A 17207-nucleotide genomic window follows, 5' to 3' on the forward strand; every position below is an offset into this window, starting at 1 on the left:
AGTATTTTTAAAATGTAACATTTACACCCAATGTGTAGATTCTCGAAATGGGATATGCCCCGTAGTTTACGTTCCTGACCAAAGCGGTATCAGCAGAACGGTTGATTTCGGGATTGCCCATGTCATATTCCGTGAACAAAAACGGGTTTTGGATACTGGTATAAATTCTCGCATTTTTGAAAAAATTTCCCAATTCTTTCCCATTGAAATTGTAACCCAGGGTAATATTTCTGACCCAGAGATAATCGGCATCGTCTACAGATAGTGAGTTTGGCAAACGAAATCGTTGCCTGCTGAGGTCGCTAGCCGTACCAGGAATTGTCTTTGTCGTGGGGTCATCACCTGGCCGCCATCGGTTCAGCTGCCTTCTATCTACATTGAATACCCCATCTTGGTTGCCATTGTACTGGTTGGTACCATTAAAGATCTGTTGGCCGACTGCACCTGCGAAGATGACGCTCAAGTCTAAATCTTTATATCGAAAATTATGCACCATACCGTAAATAAAGTCAGGATTTGGATTGCCAATAATCACAAAATCTTCTTGATCTCCGAGTACTCCATCACCGTTGCCATCTTCATATTTGAGGGATCCCTCGACAGCACCCGGATATTTTGGCACATTGGGGTCATCAATCTCCGCTTGGGTAAACAAACCCGTTACGTTAAAACCACGATATAGGCCCACTTGTTCGCCAATTGCGGTTTCCGTGAACTGTCTTGCTATGGCACCCCGCCTGATAAATCCGGCTTCAGCCGCAAGGTCGAGCACTTTGCTGCGATTTCGGGTAAAGTTAAAGTTGGCATCCCATTGAAAATCCTTACCGTTGAACACGTTACTCAGGCGAAGCTCAACTTCAAAACCTTTATTTTCTATGCTGCCTAAATTGGTCAGAATATTGCCAAAACCCGAAGTTCTCGGAAGTGGTAAATCAGAGATAAAACCTTCGGTTTCAATATCATAATAATCTATACCCAAGAAAATTTTATCGTTCAAAAAGCCTAGATCAAGACCCAAATTGAGTTCTTTGGCTTCTTCCCATGTCAATAGGGAGTTTGGTAACGCGGTTACCGCGCTTCCCGCAGCAATGTTTCCATCAAATACATAATCCGGATTAGACGCATTTGGGTCAGAGGGATTGATCCTTCCCTGCGCTTGAAAGTCTCCAATGTTTGCATTGCTACCACTGATACCGTAACCTCCCTCAAGCTTGAACTCTGAGATAGTACTTTTAATACTTTCCCAGAAGGGTTCGTTGGAGATACGCCATGCAGCAGCGACGGATGGGAAATTACCATATCGAGTATTCGCACCGAACCGTGAGGAGCCATCCCTACGAATGGTGCCTGTTACGTAATATTTATTTTTGTAAGCATAATCCAACCTGCCGATAATTGAGACCAGACTATTCTCGCCTGCCGCACCCCGTCCAGTAAAATTGTTTACGTTTTCGGGATCGACGTTGTCAGAATCAGGAATTCGAATTGATTCATCAATAATATTCACCGCATTTATTATGGTATTGTCAAATCTTCTATTTTCCATAGTAAAACCAGCAAGAACATCGATTCTATGGTCGTCGGAAATGGTGGTAGAATAGGTCAGAGTGTTTTCCCAGATCCAATTAAAGTTGGTAAACTCACTGATACTCGCCCGTGCTTGTCTGGTACCCAGCAAATTGGGAGTCAAGGCACCATCCCCTGGAAAATCAGAGGGTTCAAAGCTGGTGTTTCTTCTGTCGGTGTATTGGATGGATCCAAAGGTTCTTGCGGTCAGCCCTTCCAAAATATCAACCTCTATGAAAGACCCTGCCAATACCTGGTTGGTGCGTCGATTGTCTTCTCTGGCGGTCAACAAATACACTGGATTCACATTGTAAAATGGAATGACATCTCCTAAGGCCACGTTGGTCAGTTCGCCATTTTCGTCAAAAACGGGTGCTGAAGGGTCTGTCCACCGAGATAGTGGAACTGCCGAAAAAATGTTGAAATTGTCTCTTCCGGCATCGGTTCTGCCCCCTGTTGCAATGGTTTGGGTGGGTGCCAGGTTCAAACCAAATCGAATATTGTCCGTTACATTGACATCTATGTTTGCCCTGATACTATATCGCTTAAAATTAGTGTTGATCAATGTACCGTCTTGGTTGGTGTAGTTCGTTGAAATATTGTACCGGACATTTTCCGTACCACCGTTGATGCCAATATTATATTCAGAAATTGGAGCGCTTCGGGTAATCTCATCAAACCAATTTGTACCTTCTCCCAAATCTCCCAAAGTAATCAAACGGTCTAGATCAGCTATCTCACTTTGTCCCAAAGCACCTGTAGCGAAAAGCCTGTCTTCAAAAAATTCTATTCTGTAACGTCGTAATTCTTCCGCGTTCAATACATCGGGCTGCTCAAATTCGGGAACGGTCTGAAAGCCTGTTGAGGTTCCGAAGGTAATTGTAGGCTTTCCTACTTTACCGCGTTTTGTGGTAATCACCACAACCCCATTGGAGGCCCGAGAACCATAAATTGCTTTTGCAGAAGCATCCTTAAGTACGCTAATGGATTCAATACTATTGGGGTCTATGGAACTGAGCACAAAATTATCACGTTGACTGTTGACATTGCCCAGTGGAATACCGTCCACAACATACAAAGGAGCATTGTTATCTCCAGTTGAGGCCACACCGCGAATCAAAATCTCGGGACCGCCTCCCGGAGCTCCGTTTTGACGTAGCTGTACTCCCGAAACCTGGCCTGAAAGAGCCTGTTCAAAAGTTGTGATGGGCTGTTCTTCAATGCCCTTGGCCTGAATGGTTGATACGGCACCGGTGAGGTCTTCGCGATTTCGGGTTCCATAGCCAATGACCACCACTTCGTCTAATTTTGCAGTACTCTCGTCGAGAGTGATGTCTATTGTAGTCCTTCCATCTATGACCACCTCTTTGTCAGCAAAACCGAGGTAGGAAAATACCAGGGTGTTCGCATCTTCTGGTACCTGTAAACTGTAATTACCATCAAAATCAGCGGATGTCCCGATCGTCGTTCCCTTCACTATAACATTTACCGCAGGCAATGGCGTCCCATTAGCATCGGTTACCTGGCCACTTATGGTTCTTTGTTGGCCAAAAGCTGAAAAAAAGCCGAAAGCTAACAGAAGAAAAAGAGGTGTTGCCTGAAATGATCGATAACCCCTTTTTGACGGTGTTTCTTTCATAATCATACGTTTAGTCATTTTGTACAGTTAGAATTTTTGGAGGGTTGGATATTAACACCTAAAAAACACTAGGAAAAACCAAACCTGTCCTCAATACTAAGATGATGTATAAAGAAATCTATCCTGTACTGTACTGTTAGGGTAGGCTGTCAGCCAGAGAAGTGAATTGCTTAGTAACCCAGAAAACAAAGGCTCAAATTGATTTTCTGTCGATAAAGTTAAAATCGTTCTTTTTGATCACTTTTTCATCCTTGAGCAGCATAGCCGCTGCCTCAGAACCCATCTTAACAAAGTCCGTGCTGATCACCGTAATACCGAGCAATTCCTTTAAAGGAGTTTCATTATAAGAGATGATCCCGATATCTTCGCCCAGTTTGTAGTGGCGGTCCCGAACCTGTTTAACCAGGTTGACCAGGTCTGATTCCTCTATGGTGATAAAAAGATCTCTTGTGCGCAACTCCATACTGTCATAGATCTCATCCAGGATCTCATAGTCTAAGATGTGCTCTGCACAAAACTTTTTGAATCCGGTAATAATCCCCTTTGGATATGGATAAACAGATTTATTCGGGTAAACTAAAATGACCTTCCGGTAGTTCTTAATTTTGTCCAGACCAACCGTAAGAGCATTGTAGATGTCTTCGGAGAAATCCTGGTAGATCCTCCCTGCTTTCATCGAAAGGCTAAGGATGTTCCGGTCCAAAATGATCAGCTTCTCCTCGGGAATTTTGCGGATCACCTCCAGGATCTCATCGGTACAGCCCATATGTTGCAGGCTTTCATCCTTGAAGTGAGGCATTATAACGTATTGATCATAGGCTGTGACCTTATCGGAAAGGATGGCCACAAATACTGAGGGTTCGCAATGATAAATATGGAGGTCGACATCGGCTTTGGATCCCAGAGTGGCCACAAAGGAGTTAAAAATCCGCATCTTGTAGGTGCTCAACTTATTGATCAGAAAAAGGACTTTGATCTTAGAAGAAAAATCAGTCCGGGCCACATAGTATCCCTTTCCCTTGACGGACTCAATGATATTCTGCTGCCGCAGTATGCTGTATGCTTTTTCTACCGTATCTCTTGAAAGCAGGCATTCTTCACTTACTTCATTTATGGAAGGAATCTTTTCACCCTTTTGCAAAAAACCTTTACCAATGGCATCTCGCAGAGAATCCACGATCTGTCTGTACTTAGGGATCCTCGAATCCACATCCACCGTAATGTGTTGAATACTGTACTGTGACATAGCCTTACTCATTATGAACTCACCACTTCTGTGAGTCTATTGCTACCTCAAAAATATTCAATTAAAAATAGATTCGTAAGATTTAACTATCTTGACCTAACAGTATAGTACAGGATACACATACGCTGTAGTTGCCCTACTTTCGTCTCAATGGTCGCTTAAAATTTCCAATGAATTATGCAAACAAAGGCATTTAAACATGTTACCTATTTATGGGATGAAGGAAAGGCTTCGACACTCTCCGGGGATGAGGTGGCTCTCTTTCTCTACCGCTCAAATATTCTGGGTGCAGACCTGAGAATCACAAACTATGGCGGAGGGAATACCAGTTGCAAAACCATCGAAACAGATCCTTTGACCGGTGAGAAGGTCGAAGTGATGTGGATCAAGGGTTCCGGAGGGGATATCGGTACCCTCACCAAAAAAGGTATCGCAGGCTTGTATACCGAAAGATTGCGTAACCTGAAAAAAGTCTATCAGGGCTTGCACGACGAAGACCGAATGGTGGGTCTTTTTGAACATTGTATATACGATTTGGATAGTAAAGCTCCTTCTATTGACACTCCACTGCACGGATTACTACCCTTTAAGCACATTGACCACTTGCATCCTGATGCGTTGATTGCAGTGGCCGCGGCCAAAGACAGTAAAAGTATCACCCAGGAAATCTGGGGAGATGCCATGGGGTGGGTGCCTTGGCAACGACCGGGGTTTGACCTAGGGCTGCAACTGGAAAAATGTTTGGAAGAAAACCCGGGCATACGGGGCATCGTTTTGGAGAGTCACGGGCTGTTCACATGGGGCGACACTTCGTACGATTGTTATATAAACAGTCTTGAGGTCATTGAAATGGCTTCGGAATATATTGCCAATAAAATTAAGGAAAACGCAAGTGTTTTTGGTGGAGATAAGATAACAGCTGAGCCACCTAACGTCCGCATGGAAAAGGCGGCACAGTTGATGCCCCTGCTCCGTGGACTTTGCTCTTCCAACAAGCGAATGATTGGACATTTTTCCGATAGTGAAACGGTGATGGAGTATATAAACAGTAATGATTTGGAACGTTTGGCGCCAATGGGGACTTCATGTCCCGATCACTTTCTCAGGACCAAGATCCAGCCCTTGGTACTGAATCTGGATACGAAAGAAGATCTATCTGATCCAAAAGAAATATTAAAAAAGCTGCAACCTGCTTTTGACAACTATCGCAAGGAATACGAGGAGTACTACGAGAAATGCAAGCGGGACAGCAGTCCGCCCATGCGTGACCCAAACCCGGTCATCATCATATATCCGGGCATTGGCATGTTCAGCTTTGCCAGGAATAAACAAACAGCACGGGTCGCGAGTGAGTTCTATGTAAATGCTATCAATGTTATGCGGGGGGCGGAGGCCATTTCTGAATATACATCATTGCCAAGACAGGAGGCTTTTGACATAGAATACTGGTTGCTGGAAGAGGCCAAACTACAGCGTATGCCCAAAGAGAAACCTTTATCACGAAAAGTGGCCCTGATTACAGGTGCCGGGGGTGGCATTGGCAAGGCCATTGCCGATAAGCTGGCCGATGAAGGTGCTAACGTTGTGCTGACCGATATCGATGAAGATAGGCTCAAAGAAGCTGAGGCAACTTTTGGTAAAGATGTGGCGAGTTACGGCGTTTGCGATGTCACCGATGCGAAATCCATCGCCGAGGCCTATAGAAAAGCCTGTTTGGAGTTTGGTGGAGTCGATATCGTAGTACATTCTGCAGGCCTGGCCATTTCAAAACCTTTGGAAGCGACCAGCGAAAAGGATTGGGAGCTCTTACAAAATGTATTGGTCAAAGGTCAGTTTGAATTAGCCAAACAAGCTGTGACTATTATGAAAAAGCAAGGATTGGATGGTGATTTCATCAGTATCGCCAGTAAAAATGGACTGGTCGCTGGCCCCAACAATGTCGGTTATGGTACCGCCAAGGCCGCCCAGCAGCACATGGCCCGCCTATTGGCCGCTGAGCTTGGACCGAACAGAATACGGGTAAATGTTGTCAATCCCGATGGGGTCATTGTGGGCAGTAAAATCTGGGAGGGTGAATGGGCCGAGGGGCGTGCGAAAGCCTATGGCATTTCAGTGGAGGAACTGCCAGCCCACTATGCCAAACGCAATCTGTTGAATGAAATTATCTATCCCGAAGATATCGCGAATGGGGTATTCGCATTGGTGGCCGTCCTCGACAAATCTACCGGGAACATCATCAATGTCGATGGAGGGATGGCCAATGCCTTCGTCCGATAATAAGAATAAGACCTGTCAGGTCTAAACTCTAGTCTAGAATAGAATGAAAATTGATACCGACCAAATTAAATCGTTGAACCAAAAGCTGATGGCTGACCATCAAGCGGATTTTGACTTCTTGGCTAATCGGTTGAATCAGCAGGGTAACGATGTCGGCAGCATTGTTGAAAAATTGGCTGGTTTTCAAGTGGCCATCCCAAGTTGGGCACTGGGTGCCGGGGGTACCAGATTTGGGCGGTTTTCATTTCAGGGCGAACCTGGAAACTTGGCGCAGAAGATTGATGATGTCGGACTTTTGCAAGCTCTGACCCAAACGGCGGGAGCCATCTCACTACACATTCCATGGGACATTCCAAAGGATTATGACGGCATCAAGGAAAAAGCCGCCTCGCTCGGATTGGTATTTGATGCCATGAACTCCAACACCTTTCAGGACCAAAGAGGGGCCAAACACAGTTACCGTCATGGTTCATTATCAAGCACGGATAAAGCGGTACGTGAAAAGGCCATTCAGCACAATGTAGAGGTCATTGAAATTGGGAAAAAGCTTGGTTCCAAAAGCTTAACCGTATGGCTGGCTGACGGTTCCAATTTTCCTGGGCAGCATAATTTTCAGTTGGCGCTTCTGAATACCCAAGACTGTTTGCAACAGATATATGCGCGACTTCCCGATGACTGGAAGCTTTTTATCGAATACAAACCCTACGAACCAAATTTTTACAGTACCGTAATTCAAGATTGGGGCACTTCTTTTATGTTGGCCAATGCCTGTGGTGACAAAGCCTATACACTGGTCGATTTGGGACACCACTTACCCAACACCAATATCGAGCAAATTGTTTCGACCTTGATGCTCAAGGGCAAGCTCGGCGGATTCCATTTTAATGATAGCAAATATGGTGACGACGACCTCACAGTGGGTAGCATCAAGCCTTATGCCTTGTTCCTTATTTTTAATGCACTCGTATACGGAATGGAAAACAATCCGCAGAACCCTGATCTGTCGTGGATGATCGATGCCAGCCATAACATCAAAGACCCCTTAGAAGACCTGATACAATCCCTTGAAGCCATTCAAGAAGCCTATGCCAAGGCTCTTTTGGTTGACCAAAAAAAGTTGCAGCAGGCCCAAACAGCACATGATGTGGTACTTTGCCAGGAACTGCTTCAAAATGCCTATCGTACTGACGTACGGCCGCTGCTGCAAAAAGCGCGTATAAATCAAGGTGGGGCCATCGATCCCATCGGGGCATACCGAAACCTCAATGTTCGTGAACAACTCATCAAAGCACGGGGAAAAAATACGATTGCTTCAGGTCTGTAACAGACAAGGATTATGGGAAAAGAAGTGACCGCAGTATTCGATATCGGAAAGACAAACAAGAAATTTTTTCTTTTCGATAAAGACTTTCAAGAAGTACACCGAGAATACAAGAAGTTCAAAGAAATAGAGGATGACGATGGATATCCCGCTGAAAATCTACCGGCCCTTCAGAAATGGCTGAAGTCACTTTTTGGCGCTATTTTGAAATCAGAAAAATACAACATTACCGCCATCAACTTCTCATCTTATGGCGCCAGTTTCGTGCATCTTGACGAGCAGGGCGAACCAGTGACGCCACTGTACAACTATACCAAACCTCTGGAACAGGAACTCATCGATGATTTTTATAGCAAGTATGGGCCAGAACAGATATTTTCAAGAACAACGGGATCTCCTGATTCCGGCATGCTCAATTCTGGTATGCAACTGTATTGGCTGAAATACGAAAAGCCAGAGGTTTTCAAAAAAATCAAATATTCATTGCACCTGCCGCAGTACCTCAGCTATGTCTTCACGGGCATTCCGTTGAGCGAATACACGAGCATCGGCTGCCATACTGCATTATGGGACTATGAAAAAAAAGACTACCATGACTGGGTATATCGTGAAGGGATGGATAAGATTTTACCGCCCATTGTTTCTGCCGAGACCAGTATCAATATGAACTACAACGGCAAACATATCAAGATTGGCGTGGGCATTCACGACAGCTCTGCTGCCTTACTGCCCTATGTGCGTAGTATTAAAAAACCTTTTTTGTTACTTTCCACAGGCACCTGGAGCATTGCCTTGAATCCGTTTGCGGAAGGGGCATTGCCCAATGATGCTGCGGCAACGGGCTGTATCAATTATATGCGTATTAACGGCAAGCCGATAAAAGCTTCCCGCTTTTTTTTGGGGAAAGAGTACAACCATCAGGTGATGGAACTCTCAAAACGGTACAAGGTGCCTTCAGAAACCCATAGAACCATTGATTTTGATATTGAAATCTATTCAGAAATCATCAAGGATTTTGAGCCCACTTTCTCATGGAAATTTTTAGAAGGGGAAAGTTGTCCGGTAAAGACCACTTATCCGCATAAATCGTTTGAAGTCGCCTACCACCAGTTGATGATTGAACTCGTGAAATCACAGCTGCGGTATATTTTGAACTCTAAGGGGAATACCAAAATTACAAGGTTATATGTGGACGGCGGATTTACCGACAACCCCATTTTTTTAGAGCTGTTGTCACATCATCTGCCCGCAATGAAATTGAGAACGACCGATAATTCCTTAGGCTCTGCATTGGGTGCCGCCATAGCGATATCGGACACTGAACTAGACGCGAAATTCCTGAAAAGAAACTATTCCGTAAAAAAACATGTGCCCCTAATCGTTACCTAGCATGGCAAGCACCTTTGACAGCAACTATCCATCCATAGAAATTCTTCGTGAAAAGGCGAGAAGACGCATCCCCAGATTCGCTTTTGAATACTTGGATGGCGGCTGCAATGAAGACATCAATTTACATCGCAATACGACAGAATTGCGAGAGGTACAGCTCAAACCACGGTACATCAGGGATTATAAAGGAGTCGACATGGCAACACCTCTGTTCGGTATCGACTATGCTGCCCCTTTCGGTATCGCCCCGGTGGGTTTGCAGGGTCTGATGTGGCCCAACTCACCAGAAATTTTGGCCAAAGCAGCATTTGAGCATAACATTCCCTTTATACTCAGTACGGTCACGACCATGAGCATAGAGCGTGCCAGTGAACTGACCGAGGGTAATTTCTGGTTTCAACTGTACAATCCCGTTGAGGACGAATTGAGAAACGACCTGCTCAATAGGGCCAGGGCTGCACAATGTCCTGTTTTGGTATTGCTTTGCGATGTGCCCACATTTGGATTTCGACCGCGCGATATTCGAAACGGCCTTGCGCTGCCCCCGAAAATATCTCTCAGCAATATCCTGCAAATTATGGGTAAGCCCCTTTGGGCTTTCAATACCCTAAAATACGGGCAACCCACCTTTGAAACATTGCGCCCTTACACCCCCGAAGGGCTCAACTTAAAACAGTTGGGCAAGTTTATGGACAAGACCTTCTCCGGGCGCTTGAACGAAGACCGTATCAAGCCCATCCGCGATAAATGGAAAGGGAAGTTGGTCTTGAAAGGAGTCGCTTCCGAGGAAGATACCGAAGAGGCCATCAGGTTGGGGTTTGATGGTATCATCGTCTCAAACCATGGGGGCCGTCAATTGGATGCAGGGGAATCTGCAATCGCCCCACTTAGCCGTATCGCCAAAAAGTATGGTGACAAAATCACAGTAATGATGGACAGTGGTCTACGTTCGGGGCCCGACGTGGCAAGGGCCATGGCTTCGGGTGCACAATTTACCTTCATGGGCCGTTCGTTTATGTATGGCGTGGCAGCTTTGGGCCAAAGGGGCGGTGACCATACCATTAACATGCTGAAAATCCAATTACGGCAAGTTATGGAACAACTGTGCTGCGAAAAAGTGGAAGATTTGCCGCAGCATTTGATTTAATCATACGCAAACATGACACAATACGATATTGAGGAAGATATAATAGAAGCTGCCGGAGGGGAATTTGAGAGACGCCCCGTGCCAAAATCCCACTGGAAGAGCTGGAAAAGTTTTTTGGGGATGTATGCCGGTGAACATGCGGCCGGCACCGAATTTATGATCGGCCCTCTATTTTTGACCACAGGGGTAAGTGCCTTTGACTTGATTTTAGGTCTGTTAGCAGGAAACTTACTGGCCGTGCTAAGTTGGCGTTTTTTGACCGCCGAGATAGCGGTAAAGCATCGGCTTACACTATACTATCAACTTGAAAAAATCTGCGGGAAAAACCTGGTCGTCGGTTACAACCTTGCCAACGGCGTTCTTTTCTGTTTTCTGGCAGGGGCCATGATCACCGTGTCTGCCACGGCCGTAGGGGTACCTTTCAATATGGAAATGCCCAAATTGACCGACACCCTTCCGAACGGCATGACATGGGTCTTGATTGTATTGATCATTGGTGCGGTCATTACGCTCATTGCGGCAAAGGGTTATGATACCGTTTCAAAAGCCGCCAACTGGATGTCGCCTTTTATCGTACTTGCATTTTTGGCCTGTGGCGTGGTCGCCCTGAACCAATTGGGCATCAACAGTTTTTCGGAGTTTTGGGATATTTGGGGCGAAGGTTCAGAGCCCTTCCCCGGACAAGTCAAATACGGCTTTTGGCATGTGGTACTCTGGTCCTGGTTTGCCAATGCGGCCATGCATGTGGGCATGTCAGACCTTTCTGTTTTCAGATTTGCCAAAAATGCAAATTCAGGTTGGACCACCGCTGCGGGAATGTATATCGGCCACTACATGGCGTGGATCGCTGCCGCCCTTTTGTATGCGGTATATTTGAAATCTCCTGAGGCACAACTGATGCTATCGAACGGTGAGGCACCCCCGGTAGCGCCAGGACCTTTGGCACATAATGCTATCGGTCTATTCGGAATCGTTGCGGTGGTTCTGGCAGGATGGACAACTGCAAATCCAACAATTTACAGGGCAGGACTCGCCTTTCAGGCCATATTACCCAAATTTTCTACGGTTAAAGTCACCATCATCGCCGGGTCAGTCGCCACCATAGCGGGACTCTTTCCGGCCTTTGCTATGAAGTTATTGGGCTTTGTGGCTCTTTATGGCTTCATTCTTGCGCCATTCGGGGCCATTATTGTTTTTGAGCACTTTTTAAGTAGAAAAGCAGGGGTTATTGAAAATTATGCGGAAAGAACTAAAACCAAATTCAACAATGCCGTGTTATGGGCATGGCTCATTAGTTTTGCCCTCTTTTATTTTATTTCCATCCAATTTGATGTGTTCCTTTCCTTTGTAACCTTACCGGCCTGGATTTGTTGTGGGGCGCTGTTTTTGGTACTTAGTAAGTTCTATCAGAGGAACCGGTAAATGATATTGAACTACCGATTTCAAATGCTGCTAAGCTCATACCCCGCTATCCCGAAGTTAGTGGACCGCTGATTCTGTTTTTTGTCTATTTGTGATCACGACGAGATATAATCTCGTGGCAGCGCAAGGTTATTTTGTTTTATCCTGTTCATTACTTATCGTACATTTTAATCCAGGCTAGGCACCGCTTTTATGATTTATCAAAGGAATTGAGATCTTCTCGAACTGCGACTTCACTGATTCACAGACCGGGCAGTTGTAGTGATCCGGAAGTTTGTCAAATGGGGTTCCCGCCTTGATATCATTTTTACTATCTCCAACCGACATATCGTAGATCGTAAGACAAGATTGGCATTGGTACACCGTAACCGCTACGTCTTCTTTTTCAAGAGCCTTTTTGCTCTTTTCGCGAACGGTTCCAAGTTGTTTAAAGTACTTTTTACTCAATTCCATAAGCAGTCCCGGAAGCTCGATCTTGTCAACATCCAGGGCGTAAGAAAAATAGTTGCGCGTATTCGGATCAAAATTCTCAGAATGTAAAACATTGTAGGTAGGCCGGACCTCAAAATCACGGACAATTGTCGGTGCCTGGTTTTTTTCAATGATCACAGAGGCGAAATGCGATCGTTTACCAACATCATTACTAATACCAAAAGTGAGGCCATAGGTGCTGATATCGTTCTGATCAAAGCTCCGGACCAGGAACTTCTTCAACTCCAGCGCTTCTTTATCGTCTACAGGCAAATGCCAATTCATTTCAAGTTGAGAATGCCGTACATTGATCCCTCTCTGACCCAAAAAGCTTTCCAACTCAGGCCTGCTGTTTTGTTTGATCCCTTTTATAATAAAGGACTTCCAGGGTGTAATACAGATTTTTCCAATACTGTTATCCAAACAAAAACCGCAAAGGTTTTTCAGGAACTCCAGGTCGTACCTGTTGTTTCTCCAATACAATCCCAACCAATACCGGTCAATGCCCATCCGGTTCATCCCTTCGTAATACGGAAATGTCAGGTAGGGAATTTCCAGTTTCTTATCAAGGGTCTTATTATTGGTATCCAGGGTCTTGCTAATAAGTGAAAATAGGGATTCAATATCGGTAATCTCTGTGTATACCTCCTCAATTACCCTGGAGATCGCCACTATATCCCAGCTATAAATAAGCACGGGATAAAAACCGGTTTCTCCCCAGCCAGGAAGGTCTAAATGCAAGTACCAATAGTCTTCCTGGTCCGATGCCACAAAATTCAGATTCCCACTAAATATAGGAACTAACCGCTGTTTGGGATCAGTAATATTGATCTTCAATATTGGCAAATAATCAAAACGCTCCAATATATAGAGGTAGGTGGAACCCTTTAGCCAATAGGTCATTTCGAATATATCCGCAGATACATATGAAGAAACAATATTTTGATAGCTTCTGTCTTCAATGAGATTGTTCTCGAATTCCGAACTTCCAATCTGGGAAGGATCCGTATTTTCTAAAGGAAATAGCAAATCCTGTCGTGAACCGAAATAGACTTCAGTGAGCCCAGCCGACTGGAGCAGGGTAATATTATCTTTCAATTCCCCCGGGGAAGTAACTCCGCCTTTGATCAATATGCGATGTAAATCGTCATTCATACCTGCACCGCTAAACCGTTAACAATTTTGAGGACTCTTCCAGAATAGCTTTCACTTCCGGTTTACAACTACCGCAACCTAAACCAGCACCGGTTTCGGAACAGAGTTTTGAAAAATCTCTACATCCGTTCTCTATGGAATCCTTAATATTTCCTTCCCCGACCTGGCTACAGGAACATACTAGTTTTCCTTTTAAAGGTTGCGTTTTGGGAGCTCCCCTAAGCAACTCATCGCGTTTTTCGGAGAGTTCAATCTCCTCTTCGATAAGTCTTTTAAACTCTGCGAACTCGCTTTTATCACCCATCAAAATTGCCCCTTTAAGGGTATCATTCCTAACAATACACTTTTTGTAAAATCGCTTTCGGACATCCATCAGGATGATCTCCTCATAGCTATCATCATTGGAGGGTACATTTACCATCCCTATACTGCAGAGATCAAGATTTTCGAACTTCAAAATATTCATCAGCACCGACCCACTATAGATACTTCCTAAATCACCCAAAATAAAATTCGCGGCAATATCTGCCTGCTGTTCGGCTGCCGAAGTAATGCCGTAAAGGGAATTTTCAAATTCCGCTATTTCTCCCAGGGCAAAAACATCCTGATCGCTGGTCTGAAGATGGGAGTTTACCAAAACTCCTTTTCCTGTATGAAGGTTAGCCTGTTTTGCCAGTTCAATATTTGGCCGGGTTCCTATGGCGTACACAATGGCATTACAGCTAATAATCCGACCAGTTTTAAGATTGACCAACAAGGAATATTTTCGCTCTGCCTCTTCAAACACCGTACTAACCTCATTGTCAAAATAAAGCTGTATACCCCTTTCGGTCACGTCCTCTGCCAGTAATTTGCTCGCCACAGCGTCTAGCTGCCTTTCCATTAGTCGTGGTGCACGTTGTATTATGCTGATATTTACGTCAATTTTCTTTAGGGAAGCAGCCAGTTCCAGGCCCAGGAGTCCGCCCCCGACTATCACAACATGCTGTTCATGTGAGGGTAATCCTGTGGCTCGAAGATATTGCCTCAACCTGTCCGCATCCGTTCGTTCGCGCATTGTAAACCGGCCGGGAAGATCCATGCGAACGTCGTTTGGCACAAAAGCCCTGCTTCCTGTAGCCATGACCAGCAAATCGTAGGTATGCTTTTTGCCCTGATCGTCAAGCACGAATTTTTCTTCGGAATTGATCCCACTAATTCCATTATTCGGGTACAGCCGTATATCAAGTTTCTCCAATTCTCCTTGCTTGAGTTTTAGAAGGGCCTCCCAGGGTAATTCCTCGTTTACGTATTCCGGCAATAAAACGCGGTTGTAAAACGGATAGGCTTCCCTGGAAAAAACGTGGAGCTCATCGTTTTCATTTTTTTCTCTATAGGCCTGGATAAACCTGTAGGAAGCGGCCCCTGCCCCGATGACAACAACCTTTTGCCTCGGTTTTTGGTACTTCTCTACCCTTACCGCACAATACTTGAAATCCGGTTCTTTGGAAATTGGGTCGATCAATTCACTGGTCAAATTATTAGCCCGACTAAAATCTTTGTTCAAGAGCTTTCCCCAATGCATAGGAAGAAAAACTACATTTTCCCGGATATCAAAGCTGATCTTTACTTTCACTCTCACACTACCCCTTCTGCTCGTAACATTGGCAAGATCTCCCTCTTTCAATCCATACAGCAAGGCATCCACCTTATTCATTTCCAGAAAAGGCTCGGGAATATGGGTTGAAAGCCGTTTAACTTTACCGGTTTTAGTGCGGGTATGCCATTGGTCCCTTACCCTTCCGGTATTCAGTATAAGCGGATATTCCTCACTGGTGCGTTCACTCTGGTTTTCCAGTTTAGCTGGCGCGTTAAAATGTGCCTTGTTATCTACGGTATAGTATTGCTTATCCTGAAACAACCTGGGTGTACCCGGGTGGGTCTTGTGTGGAACAGGCCATTGAAAACTCCCCTCCTTCTTTAGTCGTTCGTAGGAGAGTCCGGAGATATCTATATTGGTTCCTTTGGTCATCAGGCAGTATTCGTCATAAACCTCGCCTGCATTGTTGTAATCAAATCCGGGATAACCCATTTCCCGGGCAAAACGCCATAGGATCTCTACATCCGGAACGGCCTCCCCGGGAGGATCCAAAACCTTGGGCAGATAACTTATCCTTCGTTCGGAATTGGTCATGGTACCCTCTTTCTCAAGCCAGGCGGCCGCAGGCAACAACAAGTCTGCAAAATCTGTGGTTTCTGACTTATGAGATATATCCTGGACTACCACGAAGTTTGCTTTTCTCAGGGCTGCTTCGATCTTATTGGAATTAGGCATACTTACCACCGGATTGGTACAAATGATCCAAACGGCCTTTAGGCTGCCATTTTCAAGTGCATCGAACATTTCTGTGGCTGTAAGACCCGCTTCTTTTTTGATCGGTTTACCTCCCCAAAACTCCTGTACCTCTTTCCTGTGCCGGTCGTTGCCAAGATCCCGGTGAGTTGCAAGCAAACTGGCCATACCTCCTACCTCTCTGCCACCCATGGCATTGGGTTGGCCTGTAAGTGAAAAAGGCCCGGAACCGGGTTTGCCGATTTGGCCGGTAAGCAGGGAAAGGTTGAGTAGTGATACATTTTTATCTACCCCAATGACACTTTGATTGAGGCCCATGGTCCACATACTGATGAATCCTTTGGCATTGCCAATGACTCCGGCGGCCGCTTTGATCTCGTCTACGGAAATGCCGCACTTTTTTGCAGCCTCGTTGAGAGACAATTCAAAAGCGCGCTTTTTGCAGGCTTCAAAATTCGAGGTATATCTTTTGATGAAAGCAAAGTCTATTTTCTTTCGCTCAATAAGCCTGCGAGCTATGGCATTGAACAATATAACGTCTGTTCCCGGTAGGATTTGTAAATGAATATCGGCCAGGGCACAGGTTTGTGTCTTTCGCGGATCCACGACGATGATCTTGACATCGGGGTTTTGCTCTTTGTGTTTTTCGATCCTGCGAAACAAAATCGGGTGGCACCATGCCGGGTTGGCCCCGGCGATCAAAAAGCAGTCTGCAAGCTCAATGTCAGCATAAGCAATGGGTACCGCATCTTCGCCCAGGGTCTTTTTATAGCCTACCACTGCTGAACTCATACACAAGCGGGAATTGGTATCTATATTATTCGTCCCAATAAAGCCTTTCGTCAGTTTATTTGCCAGATAGTACTCTTCCGTCAGGCACTGCCCGGACACATAAAATCCGACACTATCCGGGCCATGGTTTTCAATGATGCTTCTAAAAACGGCTGCGGCTCGCTTCAGTGCTGTATCCCAACCTACCTTTTGCAAGGGGTGATTCCTGCTCCACCGCATTTGCGGGAACAGTATACGATCACTGGTATCCTGAGCTACATAATTCAGGTTTTTACCCTTTGAACACAGCATCCCCCGGTTAACAGGATAGGTTTTATCACCCTCAACGGACAGAACACCTTTGGAATCCTTGTTAACGGTTATGCCGCAACCGACACCGCAATAAGAACATATGGTATTATGAGACTCTTTTCGCTGCATAAACTATGGGGTTAGCTCCAGGATATTCAT

9 protein-coding genes are annotated in these 17207 nt (G+C 45.3%); 5 read left to right on the plus strand and 4 right to left on the minus strand.

From position 1 onward, the window contains the following. Positions 1-7: 7 nt before the first annotated feature. Together GTQ38_RS00935 and GTQ38_RS00940 are read right to left on the minus strand one after the other, a co-directional pair. Positions 8-3205, minus strand: a complete 3198-nt coding sequence (locus GTQ38_RS00935; protein ID WP_161433348.1) for a SusC/RagA family TonB-linked outer membrane protein — start codon at positions 3203-3205, stop codon at positions 8-10. Positions 3206-3398: 193 nt separating this feature from the next. Next, positions 3399-4451, minus strand: a complete 1053-nt coding sequence (locus GTQ38_RS00940; RefSeq protein WP_238857733.1) for a GntR family transcriptional regulator — start codon at positions 4449-4451, stop codon at positions 3399-3401. A gap of 177 nt (positions 4452-4628) precedes the next feature. Here GTQ38_RS00940 and GTQ38_RS00945 point away from each other — a divergent pair, with 177 nt between their 5' ends. From GTQ38_RS00945 to GTQ38_RS00965, 5 genes are read left to right on the plus strand one after another with little or no spacing between them, the layout of a single operon-like run. Then, on the plus strand, positions 4629-6728 hold the full coding sequence (locus GTQ38_RS00945) for a bifunctional aldolase/short-chain dehydrogenase (RefSeq protein WP_161433350.1): 2100 nt from the start codon (positions 4629-4631) through the stop codon (positions 6726-6728). A 43-nt stretch (positions 6729-6771) separates the two neighbouring features. Continuing rightward, positions 6772-8052, plus strand: coding sequence for a sugar isomerase (locus GTQ38_RS00950; protein WP_161433351.1), 1281 nt, complete (start codon positions 6772-6774; stop codon positions 8050-8052). A 12-nt stretch (positions 8053-8064) separates the two neighbouring features. Next, entirely contained in the window at positions 8065-9438 is a 1374-nt protein-coding gene (locus tag GTQ38_RS00955) for an FGGY-family carbohydrate kinase (protein WP_161433352.1), read from the plus strand. 1 nt (position 9439) lies between these two features. Further along, positions 9440-10585 (plus strand): alpha-hydroxy acid oxidase, encoded by a 1146-nt coding sequence (locus GTQ38_RS00960; RefSeq protein WP_161433353.1) that lies wholly within the window; start codon positions 9440-9442, stop codon positions 10583-10585. A 12-nt stretch (positions 10586-10597) separates the two neighbouring features. Then, positions 10598-12007 (plus strand): purine-cytosine permease family protein, encoded by a 1410-nt coding sequence (locus GTQ38_RS00965; RefSeq protein ID WP_161433354.1) that lies wholly within the window; start codon positions 10598-10600, stop codon positions 12005-12007. A gap of 177 nt (positions 12008-12184) precedes the next feature. On the opposite strand, the gene GTQ38_RS00970 is transcribed toward GTQ38_RS00965, so the two are convergent. Next, positions 12185-13633 (minus strand): rubredoxin, encoded by a 1449-nt coding sequence (locus GTQ38_RS00970; RefSeq protein WP_161433355.1) that lies wholly within the window; start codon positions 13631-13633, stop codon positions 12185-12187. Between the two features lie 10 nt (positions 13634-13643). Continuing rightward, positions 13644-17177: a nitrate reductase gene (locus GTQ38_RS00975; protein WP_161433356.1), complete on the minus strand. Its 3534-nt coding sequence runs from the start codon at positions 17175-17177 to the stop codon at positions 13644-13646. Between the last annotated feature and the right edge of the window lie 30 nt (positions 17178-17207).

It is taken from the genome of Poritiphilus flavus (genome assembly GCF_009901585.1).
GTDB lineage: Bacteria > Bacteroidota > Bacteroidia > Flavobacteriales > Flavobacteriaceae > Poritiphilus > Poritiphilus flavus.

Bases quoted from the DNA above. Each gene is read 5' to 3' on its own strand.
- GTQ38_RS00935 (WP_161433348.1), bottom strand. From the start codon at position 3,205: ATGAAAGAAACACCGTCAAAAAGGGGTTATCGATCATTTCAGGCAACA.
- GTQ38_RS00940 (WP_238857733.1), bottom strand. From the start codon at position 4,451: ATGTCACAGTACAGTATTCAACACATTACGGTGGATGTGGATTCGAGG.
- GTQ38_RS00945 (WP_161433350.1), top strand. From the start codon at position 4,629: ATGCAAACAAAGGCATTTAAACATGTTACCTATTTATGGGATGAAGGA.
- GTQ38_RS00950 (WP_161433351.1), top strand. From the start codon at position 6,772: ATGAAAATTGATACCGACCAAATTAAATCGTTGAACCAAAAGCTGATG.
- GTQ38_RS00955 (WP_161433352.1), top strand. From the start codon at position 8,065: ATGGGAAAAGAAGTGACCGCAGTATTCGATATCGGAAAGACAAACAAG.
- GTQ38_RS00960 (WP_161433353.1), top strand. From the start codon at position 9,440: ATGGCAAGCACCTTTGACAGCAACTATCCATCCATAGAAATTCTTCGT.
- GTQ38_RS00965 (WP_161433354.1), top strand. From the start codon at position 10,598: ATGACACAATACGATATTGAGGAAGATATAATAGAAGCTGCCGGAGGG.
- GTQ38_RS00970 (WP_161433355.1), bottom strand. From the start codon at position 13,633: ATGAATGACGATTTACATCGCATATTGATCAAAGGCGGAGTTACTTCC.
- GTQ38_RS00975 (WP_161433356.1), bottom strand. From the start codon at position 17,177: ATGCAGCGAAAAGAGTCTCATAATACCATATGTTCTTATTGCGGTGTC.